This is a genomic window from Mesorhizobium sp. M0018, from assembly GCF_040323955.1.
Lineage (GTDB): Bacteria > Pseudomonadota > Alphaproteobacteria > Rhizobiales > Rhizobiaceae > Mesorhizobium.
Genome location: NZ_JAMYVL010000055.1, coordinates 1 through 9,688 on the forward strand (window position 1 = coordinate 1; position 9,688 = coordinate 9,688).

Sequence of the window (9,688 nt, forward strand, 5' to 3'; positions counted from 1 at the left end):
TCCATGGTCAGATCGACCCCTCTACCCGCTCAAGTCAAAATGGCAGTCGCGCCATCTCAGAACGAGGCGCCTCTCCCGCGAAGCGGGTTCGTGCATTAGGCGCGATCCGGCCTGTCGCGAACGCGAACTTTTGACCCCAAAGCCCCCATTTGGCGGCGAACCCATAGACGGCCGCTTCTGGCGCTAGTTGCCCGTTCCGGCGGCCGGCTCAACGGCAAGCCCTGACCCAAACGAGCCATTCCGGCAGGCAAGCTCTAATGTCTCGAATGTGGTGACTACGACATTGGTTACACCTCGCCGTATCAGCGGTCCATCAAACGTGCGGGAGAAGGGATTTGCTGGTAAGGTCGGTTTCCTTTCAGAACAACCAATACTATGATCCGCTGGGGCCAGGCCACCGATGGACCGCAAGCTTGCCGCGATTCTAGCCGCAGATGTAGTAGGCTATTCGACTCTGATGGAGCGCGACGAGGCCGGTACATTTGAGCGACTACGTGCCGGACGCAAGGAACTGTTCGAGCCCGAAATTGCCCGCCACCACGGCCATATCTTCAAGCTGATGGGCGATGGGATGCTGGCCGAATTCGGTAGTGTCGTCGATGCCGTCGAATGTGCAGTGTCGTTGCAGCGGGGACTATCCGAGCGCAACGCCTCGCTTCCCGCAGTGGAACAGATCGTGGTGCGGATCGGCATCAACCTCGGCGAGGTGATCGTCGACGGCGACGACCGGTATGGCGATGGGGTCAACATCGCGGCCAGACTTCAGCAGTTGGCGGAATCGGGCGGCATCTGCATCTCGGGAAAAGTGGCCAAGGAGGTTGATAGGAAGCTGGCGTTCGCCTTTGAGCCAATGGGCGAACAGAGGGTCAAAAACATAGCCGAACCCGTTCAGGCGTATCGCGTGTTGCTTGATTCCGCGACAGCGGGCAAGACCCTCCATGCTCGCCGCCAGCCGCGCGCCTGGCGTTTTCCGGCCGCGGCGGGAATTCTCGTCCTGGCTCTCGGCCTTGCAGTAGCATGGTGGCAGCCGTGGGAGAGGCCTGCACCGCTTGCCGTTCCGACCGTCAGCGAGGCAGCCGACACCCGGCCCTCGCTAGTCGTCCTGCCCTTCGACAATCTCAGCGACGACAAGGAACAAGAATATCTCGCCAACGGCTTCACCGAGGATCTGACGACCGCACTGGCGCGTGTGCCGGGTCTTTTCGTCTTCTCCCCCAACGCGGGCTCCGCTTACAAGGACAAGGACCCGAAGGAGATTGCGGCGGCATTGGGCGTCCGGTACCTGCTGAAAGGCTCGATTCGCCGCGTCGGCGACGACATGCGCATCAATGCGCAGCTGATCGATGGCTCGACTTCCAGACATCTCTGGGCGGAGCGTTTCGACGGCCGGTGGGCAGACGTATTCGCGCTGCAGGACAGCGTTGTCAGCAGCATCGCGGGTGCGCTGCAGCTCCGCCTGGTGAGCGGCGCGCCGGCTACCCGGGCCGGAGGCACCAGTAATCCCGAGGCCTATGAGGCCTATCTCAAGGGGATGGACATCTACAACCGTATCAACACGCCCGAGGAGTTTGCGCAGGCTGTGAAGTATTTCCAGCAAGCCGTGCAACTCGACCCCGATTTCGGCGCGGCGTACGCCCAGCTCGCCTGGGCCTACTGGGACGCGGATGTCGGTCGGGTCGTAGTAATGGGACTTACGACGGACGTGGCCCAGGGCAAGATCTATGAAACCCTGGAAGCGGCGGCCAGGGATCCTTCGCCGGGCTACTATCAGCTCGTCGCCGAGTTGATGGTCCGCGAGCACGACTCGGACGACGCAGTTACCGTTCTTCTGAAGTCGGTGGCGCTCGATCCCAGCGATACTTGGAATTATCTCTCGCTGGCCAATGCTCTGAATTTCAACGGCAGGCCGAAGGAAGTGCTTAGCTATCTCGATGCGGCTGCGCGCGTCGACCCAAACTCGTGGATGGACTACAGGCGCTACCAAGCCGGACTGGCCGAGTTCGGCCAGGAGAAGTTTGAGGACGCGGTTCGCTCGATCGAGAAGATGGACCTTATATCGGCCGATCCACGGGCGAAATTTTATGCCCTGCAGGTCCTTATTTCGGCTTATGGGCATCTTGGGCGCACAGACCAGGCCGCGGCGGCTTTGGAAACGCTTAGGAAGGTTGTTGGGCGGGTGGACAGGGGGCCGAGCCAGTTGATGACCCAGGATTACATGGTGTTCAAGAATACGGCCGATATCGAACGCCTTTTGGCCGGGCTGACCAAGGCAGGTGTGCCAGAGCTGTCGGCATTGGCAAAGGCAGGCATGAATCCGAAGGACCGGCTCACAGGGGCGGAAATAAAGTCTCTCATGTTCGGGCACGAAACGCGCGGAAAATTGGTAATGCCCACGTTCCTGCCGATGCAGCGCACAACCTCGGTCGACGGCGCCGTCAGCGAGACCGTTGGCCAGAGGAGCCGCGTAGGAACCTCGTGGGTGCAAGGCGATTTCTTGTGCAACGCCTTTCCCATAGAACTGACAAGCTGTGGGGCGATTTTTCGCAATGTGTTCAGGACGCCGGGGCGCGACGACGAATACAAGGCCGTTTACCGCGGGGACCAGTTCGAGTTTTCGGTCGTCAAGTGAAACTCCCAAATGCCGCAAGGCCGTAAGTCTGCTTGCCGAGTAGACGCGACGTTGTTGGCATAACTGCAAACGTCGACAATTGGCGCTATCAAGACGTCCGGCCCTGTCGCTGACCACGTCTGCTTTCAGGCAGCGGCTAAGCCAATCTCTACGGCCGAATGGAGGCGCGAAGCTGACGCCACCGGCGAATTTGAACCGAATACCCCATCATCCTATGTTCATGATTTGTGCTTCGAAAGTCGCATAATTGGCAGTCTGTAATCTCCAGAAACCGGAACTCAGCCCGATCCATGGCCTCAGCTCTGACATACGAAGCCTATGCCGTCAGCTCCATGTGACATGAATTGCCATCAACGCGCTTTCATGCTTGCTGGGCCGATGTCTCGTCCTCGCCTGCTGCCCGAAAAGAGTTTTCCGACCTATGCGTACCTGCCTGGCAAACATCCGCATCCGGTACGTGATCCCTTGGGCCATAGCTACCGAAACGATCCCGTGACCGTCGCCCTTGGGGAAGCGTTAGGCTCGGATGTCTTTCGATGGGGAATCGACCTTTTCAACCATGGCTATTACTGGGAAGCCCATGAGGCTTGGGACAGGCTGCGAAACGAAGCACCCAGCACCGCCTGTTCTTCAAGGGACTGATCCTATTGGCGGCGGCCGGGGTAAAAATACGCGAGGGAAAGCGGGTCGCTGCCGTACGCCATGCCACAAGAGCTGCCGCGCTTTTTCGTCAGGTGGTGACGGTGCCGAGCCGGCTCTTTGAGACTGCGCTCGGGATGACACCTGCCGCGCTTGCAGAATATGCCGAAGCAGCCGTAACTTCCCGGGTTTTGCCAGAACCAAAGCCTGACCAGCCCGAGCCCGTTTTCGATTTTATTCTCGCACCAAAACTTGAGAGTGTCTGATCGGCAACCCTTGGTAAGCGTTCAACCCCAGCTTCGCCTGTGGAAGGCTGGTTACTCCCGCCTATTTTGTGTCCGGGCTACATAGGCCGATGGATCTGCAGCAATCAGGCCGCGGTCTTCTTGCGCGTCCGCTTCAGCGGCGCCGGCTTTTCCGGTTCTTTCGGCTTTCGGCCGAGCCCCATCGTCTTGGCCAATGCCGAGCGCGCTGCGGCATAGTTCGGCGCGACCATCGGATAGTCCGCTGGCAGGCCCCATTTGGTGCGATATTCGTCGGGCGTCAGGTTGTAGTGGGTCGCGAGATGGCGTTTCAACGACTTGAACTTCTTCCCGTCCTCAAGGCTGACAATGTAGTCCGGAGTGACCGATTTCTTGATCGAGCACGGCAGCCTTGAGAGCCCGGGACTTATCCGGCGCAGCACCGCCGCCGGCGGTGCCCATCAATGCGGCGTGAATCTGACTGATGAGGGCCGGCAAGTCACCGACCGGAACCGGATTGTTCGAGACATAGGCCGAGACGACGTCGGCAGTGAGTTCGATCAGGTTGTCGGCATTGCTTTCAGCTTCTTCTGTCACGAAACTCTCATGGCGGCTTGAAAGACAGTCGGCGAAATTGTCCGTTTCATAGTGGCGGTTTGCGCCAAACGCAACGAATGCATTGGGCACTATCGCGATGCCTGTTTCTGCACAGCGGCCATGGCAACGCATCCCGCGTCGTGCGCGTGTTGGTCCGTCCCCTGTTCGTCTGGCTAGCCGTTCCAGATTGCCAATCTTTTTCTGTTGCTCCATGCCGATTGCCTATTCGGCATCGGGCAGAGATGCTTCGATGGCCAGAACCTCCAAGCCCTCAATTTCTTGCATCACCTTTCCAGCGATACCTTGCAAATCGCCGTACATCCCGACGGTCGACTCGATTACGCCTTGTATTTGAGCCTCCCGCTTGGCCCACAGGCGCGTTGTGGCCTTGCGTTCCTTTGCGAGGTCCTCCTGCATATCAGAGAACTTTTTCGATTTCTACGCGAGAACTTGAGCACTTGATATGCTCCGCGTTTGCGGGATACGTCAAGAACGACGGGCACTCGTCTACCAAATGCGCTCATCGCCGGAAACTTGCCAAAAAAGGCGGTCGACGACAAGAACATGCCTCAGTGCGCCTCTTATGTTCACGATCTGTGCTTCGAAAGTCGCATAAAGGCAGACTGGAACTTGAAAAGCTCAGGACCAAAGGGCCGACACGGAAGTCTCCAAAGTCCTACAGTGGGCACGCCTTTCAAAAAGTATCCGGAAGGTGGCGCTGTGGCTCGGTCACGCCGACATCCGCACGACCGAAGTCTACCTCCACATGGATCTTAGCGAAAATCTGGAGCTGGAGACGGTCGAGGTCATCGTTTCCGCCGGAGTTGCGTCGCGGTCGGTTCAGGGCGCCATTTGCGTTGATCGCTTCATTGCTGGCGCACGCAGCGCCGTAGGACGAGTGCGGCTGTACCGGCTCGACACCTCAGTGAGCAGTCCCTCGTGTTGGCCAGCTTTGCCAGCTTCATCATCGGGCTCAAGGCCGAGTAGCTCCTCGTGGAGAGGACCGTCATAGCCATCGCCCTGGCGGTGGCCGCCTTGGCGCTATGGCGGGGCGGATCGTGTGCGGGCGTGCTCTGCCGCTCTGCCGCGGCGGAGCTGGTCCGCGCCGGTCTCTCCCGGGCGACTGTGCCCCGGAGCTGCCCAGGCGGCCTCTCTGCATGGCTGGTCTGGCGCCAGACCGGCCTGAGGCCCGCAACGGCTTCGCTGACCTTCTTCCCCTGCGCTGAGGCGCATTCCTCGCGAACCAAGAAGCTCGGCTGCCGCCGCCCTCCGCTCACGCTGCGGCCCTACGGGTGCAAGCCAGCCGTCCCGTCGCCCTGAAGACCGCTATCGAGGCCGCGCTGGGCGGCTTCGAGGAACAGTAAGGAGATACCACAATGGCTCAAATCGGCATCTTCACCCGCAGCGACGATGGCGCCTTTACCGGCACGATCCGCACCCTCAACGTCAACATGAAGGCGACCATCCGGCCCGTCGCCAAGGACAACGAGCGAGGCCCCGATTACCGGGTCGCCGCCAATGGCGTCGAACTCGGCGCAGGCTGGAGAAAGGCAGCCAAGGACACCGGCGCCGACTACGTTTCGGTCAAGCTCGACGACCCCTCCTTCACGGCCCCGGTCTACGCGACCCTGGTCCAGAGTGACAACGGCGAGCACAAGCTCATCTGGTCCCGCTGATCGACACGCGGTGCCTCACCCCGGGCGAGGCACCGCCTCTCACCCGTGGGATTATGCGACGACCTGAGCTTTGCTATTTCCGTGCTTCCAAAATTTCGATCATCGGTCGCGCGGTCCTATTGGGCGCCGACGCCACCTTTCCAGTGCCGAATGTTTCCAACGATCCGGCCCCGATCGAGCCGTGAAGGCTCGCAGCAACCGTGCCGAAAACGCGCCTGACCATCGCGTCTGCTGCGAAGGCATGGAGGGCTGGTGCAGCGTGGAATCGCACCGCGACAAGGTCGGCGCTTATCTCTCTCGATCGACAACCGTCTTCACGCAACCGGTCCGCCCCAATCTGTTCCAGTCGACGCCAACAAGGACGCACGGAGTCTGTTTTGGAGCCGCTATCGAGGCGCAATGAACGAAGCTGGTCGGGTGCTCCGACTGCGTTTCTGCTGCGTCAAGCTCTTCGATCGATCGGGCGTCGGTCAAGCCCTTCGACCGATCGCCCGTCAGGCGGGCGCCGCGCGCAGCGAAGGTCAGGCGGCCGGACGCTTGCCAATGGCGGAGAACGCCCATCGCGGCGCAATTTGCGGCAAGCAAGTCCGGCCGGCGAAGCCTTGCTCTTGACGGAAGCGAGCACGGCCGCAGGCTGTCGACGCATCAGAAGCGTGATATATGCACTGTCGTCCGCAGCAGCATGACGATGATGTCTGCATGCTTGGCTCACCCTTTCAGCGTCGGTTGTTTACGCAGAACCTGAGCGGATAGTGAGCGGCTGAGCGCTCCAGCAGCACGATTTTATCCGCTGATCCATGATCGCGACATATCCGGGAAGCCGCGAAACGTTTCGCCATCGCCCGAGCGGTTGCTTCGCGTCATAATGCATGTCGAGAGCGTTGGCGATGTTCATCTGGTGTGCAGCAAGGATGGGCTTGATGCAGATCATGCCGCCGACATGGCAGGAGCTGCGCATCAAGTCCGCGTCGGCGACGACCGTTGTCAACCGCGTGACAATATGTTTGCACGTACAGCGCATCTCCGCGAGAAGCTCGACCGCTTCGGCTGCGACGGCGTTTTCGCCGCCTACAATTCCGATCATGGCGAAATCAAGAGCATGTCGCGCCGGCCGCCCACCGCCGCGAGACGGTCGATTACGCTAGGAAACGGGCACCGCTGATCATTGCTGCGGTTCCCATTCCGATGCGCTCACGGCGAGGATGCAGCAGGGCGAACGCACTTCATTGGTTGGTTTTCGCGCGCACGGGCGACACCCGGAATGTCCTTGCAATGCATGGCGACTGTGGCGCGCATGTTGCGGCAGAGACAGTGCTCGCGGCGATCCATCCGCCCAACATTCAGCCTTCCACAAACTTTGCCGTAGTTGACTTAACTGCGGTCGAGCCACGGCTGGATAACTTGTCGGTGGAACCGCTGTCTGGCGAGAGACCCGCCGCAGATAGCCGTTTGGTCCAGCGCCCTTCTACAGCGTTACGTTGATAGTGACATTCCCGGTCGAATGCATTTCGGCTTATTGCGTTGCGGGGGTTGCAGTGGGAGGGTTGACGGCGAGAGAGGGCGAGAGGGCGTGCAAACATGCAAACAAAGAGGGACGGCTCTCCTAATCGGGCTCGCCCTTAAGATCGACCGCCGAGAGTGGTAGCGGCGCAAGGAATCTGAGAGCCTGACAGCGTATTTGTTCACTGCAGTCAGGACAGATTCATGAACAACCCGGTTTACATTGGACTTGACGCATCGCTGGATGAAACAAGCATCTGCATCGTCGATTGCGACGGCAAGATCGTATTCGAGACAAAGGTGGAGAGCAATCCGGACGCGCTCCACTCCGCACTGAAGGGCTACGTGGAGCGCGCTCAGCGCATCGGCATCAAGGCGTCTTCGATAGGCGTCTGGCTGGCGCGTGAGCTGCTATTGCGGAAGCTGCCGGTAATCGTCGTCGAGGCCCGTCACATGCGCACGAGCCTGAGCGCGATGCGCAACAAGACCGACAAGAACGACGCGCGCGGCATTGCGCAGATGATGCGCATGGCGTGGTTTCGTGCCGTCCACGTCAAGGGCGTGGAGAACCAGCGGTTTCGCACGATGCTGGCCAATCGCAAGCTTCTCAAGCGCAAGTTGGTGGATCTCGAGAACCACATTCGCGGCTCGCTGCGGGTGCATGGCTTGAAGGTTGGCGCGATCGGCCGGCACGAGTTCGAGGCCCGCGCGCGCGAACTGCTGGACGGCGCCGATTTCGTCTTCGAACGGATGATCGACAGCTTGCTGGCGGTCCGTAACGCGGTCCTTGAGGGCTACGATCGATTGCACACGATGTTGCTAAATGCGGTCGCTGCCGATCCTGTCTGCCGGCGCTTCATGACCGTGCCTGGGGTCGGACCGGTAGCTGCCCTGACGTACAAGGTTGCGATCGATGATCCGCATCGATTCAGCCGCTCCCGCACTGTCGGCGCGCATTTTGGCCTGACGCCGAGACGTCATCAGTCCGGCAGCTCGATCGACTTCACGGGACGCATCACGAAGCAGGGCGACATGACTGCACGCGAGGCGCTGTGCGAGGCGGCAGCGGCCATGTTGCTGCGTTCGCGCCGCGGCTCGGCACTCAAGGGGTGGGGGCTCAAGATCGCCAAGAAGCGCTCGATGCTGTGCGCGATCACAGCAGTCGCCCGCAAGCTTGCCGCCATCCTGCACCGTATGTGGGTTGACGGCAGTGTGTTCGATCCAGGCGCCGGGGCGGTTGTCACGCCGACGATGCGCGCGACGCTGAAGGCGCTGAGAACGGCTTGACGATGGGCGCGTCTCGACAGTTTAGAGGAGGTCCTGAGATCTGAGTTCGAAGAGTTCCCGTGCGCACGGGCGGCGCCCTGGCAGGGCGTTGGATGAGACTGAGTCCGCTATCTTGCCGGCATCCGCCCGCCACCGGGATGAATGCGCCGTGATCGCTAGGACCGTCTCGTCATGAGGCCATCAATACGGCCCGAAGGAGAGCATGCGACGGCTGATTTGAGCCGAGCGCGTAGTAAAGCAGGGACCCTGCCGAGGGAAGCGTGGTTGCAAGAAGTGCGCACGAGTTTACAGTGACTATGAAGCAGAATTGGAGATGTCATGCAGCTGGAAAGCCATTATTGTAGTTGACATTAGGGGCCCGATTAGGACGGCAAGATAAAGCGAGCTGGCGCTCGCCCTCGCTTTGCTCGTAAGTTGTTGTCTGCACATTGTTTTTTCCTGCTCGTGCCGACGCCAGGCGGAATCGCGCGAGGTGCGGATGGCGCCGGCTGGTTCGCTATCCTGTTGATCTCAAAAGCAAAGGTGTGATGCCGCAGCGATGTGCGATCGGTTGTTCTACGCCGCAGCAAGTCTTTGCGCGCCGTAGAACGCCCGGCGCTCCGGCCACCTTGAAGCACCAAATCCGACTCCCGATGCTGTCGTCATGGCAGATCGTGACAGCGACAGATTCGAGGTTCGCATTGGCCGGATCCGGCGCAGCAGCACGCCGGTCAATTCGCGCACGCTGCCCTTTCTGCGCCAGGTCGAGATTGCCATCCGCAAGCAGGGCGGCAATCCCAATCGCCTCGGCGCAAGCAGGAACGACGGGCAGGGGAGCGGCCGCTTCAACGCGCGGGGCCGCGGCGGCAAGGTGGCGGCAGACTTGCCGAAGGACGGCGGTAGGTGGAAGCAGGACTCCAATGGCGTTCGCTTTCGTTCCCGTCGCGTCGTGGTGAAGGCGCGCGTCGTCAAGCTGCCGAAGCAAGGGAAGGGGATCACCGGGCGCGCCCAAAAATTCGCGACGACGAGCAAGGCTGTCGATGCGCATCTGCGCTATCTCCAGCGCGACGGCGTCACCAGGGACGGCGAGAAGGGCAGGGTGTACTCGGCCTTCGACGACGAGGCCGACAGCAAGGCCT

At 60.7% G+C, this 9,688-nt stretch carries 5 protein-coding genes and 3 pseudogenes; 5 read left to right on the forward strand and 3 right to left on the reverse strand.

Features of this window, described 5'->3' with window-relative positions:
• Positions 1-400 precede the first annotated feature (400 nt).
• Positions 401-2,629, forward strand: a complete 2,229-nt coding sequence (locus tag NKJ81_RS31920; protein WP_352502250.1) for an adenylate/guanylate cyclase domain-containing protein — start codon at positions 401-403, stop codon at positions 2,627-2,629.
• A gap of 587 nt (positions 2,630-3,216) precedes the next feature.
• A complete protein-coding gene (locus NKJ81_RS31925) occupies positions 3,217-3,534 on the forward strand; it encodes a DUF309 domain-containing protein (RefSeq protein WP_352542905.1) in 318 nt (105 codons plus the stop codon).
• Positions 3,535-3,638: 104 nt separating this feature from the next.
• Here NKJ81_RS31925 and NKJ81_RS31930 read toward each other — a convergent pair.
• Positions 3,639-4,107, reverse strand: a pseudogene (locus NKJ81_RS31930) (Ros/MucR family transcriptional regulator).
• Between the two features lie 222 nt (positions 4,108-4,329).
• A pseudogene (locus NKJ81_RS31935) lies at positions 4,330-4,539 on the reverse strand (DUF2130 domain-containing protein); the annotation flags it as partial.
• Between the two features lie 944 nt (positions 4,540-5,483).
• Here NKJ81_RS31935 and NKJ81_RS31940 point away from each other — a divergent pair.
• Positions 5,484-5,783, forward strand: a complete 300-nt coding sequence (locus tag NKJ81_RS31940; protein ID WP_352542906.1) for a DUF736 domain-containing protein — start codon at positions 5,484-5,486, stop codon at positions 5,781-5,783.
• A 730-nt stretch (positions 5,784-6,513) separates the two neighbouring features.
• Here the strand turns inward: NKJ81_RS31940 and NKJ81_RS31945 are convergent.
• Entirely contained in the window at positions 6,514-6,867 is a 354-nt protein-coding gene (locus NKJ81_RS31945; protein WP_352542907.1) for a hypothetical protein, read from the reverse strand.
• A gap of 620 nt (positions 6,868-7,487) precedes the next feature.
• Here NKJ81_RS31945 and NKJ81_RS31950 point away from each other — a divergent pair.
• Together NKJ81_RS31950 and NKJ81_RS31955 are read left to right on the forward strand one after the other, a co-directional pair.
• Entirely contained in the window at positions 7,488-8,570 is a 1,083-nt protein-coding gene (locus NKJ81_RS31950; protein WP_352542908.1) for an IS110 family RNA-guided transposase, read from the forward strand.
• A gap of 643 nt (positions 8,571-9,213) precedes the next feature.
• Positions 9,214-9,688: pseudogene (locus NKJ81_RS31955) on the forward strand (DUF3363 domain-containing protein); the annotation flags it as partial.

Bases quoted from the DNA above. Each gene is read 5' to 3' on its own strand.
- NKJ81_RS31920 (WP_352502250.1), top strand. From the start codon at position 401: ATGGACCGCAAGCTTGCCGCGATTCTAGCCGCAGATGTAGTAGGCTAT.
- NKJ81_RS31940 (WP_352542906.1), top strand. From the start codon at position 5,484: ATGGCTCAAATCGGCATCTTCACCCGCAGCGACGATGGCGCCTTTACC.
- NKJ81_RS31945 (WP_352542907.1), bottom strand. From the start codon at position 6,867: ATGATCGGAATTGTAGGCGGCGAAAACGCCGTCGCAGCCGAAGCGGTC.
- NKJ81_RS31950 (WP_352542908.1), top strand. From the start codon at position 7,488: ATGAACAACCCGGTTTACATTGGACTTGACGCATCGCTGGATGAAACA.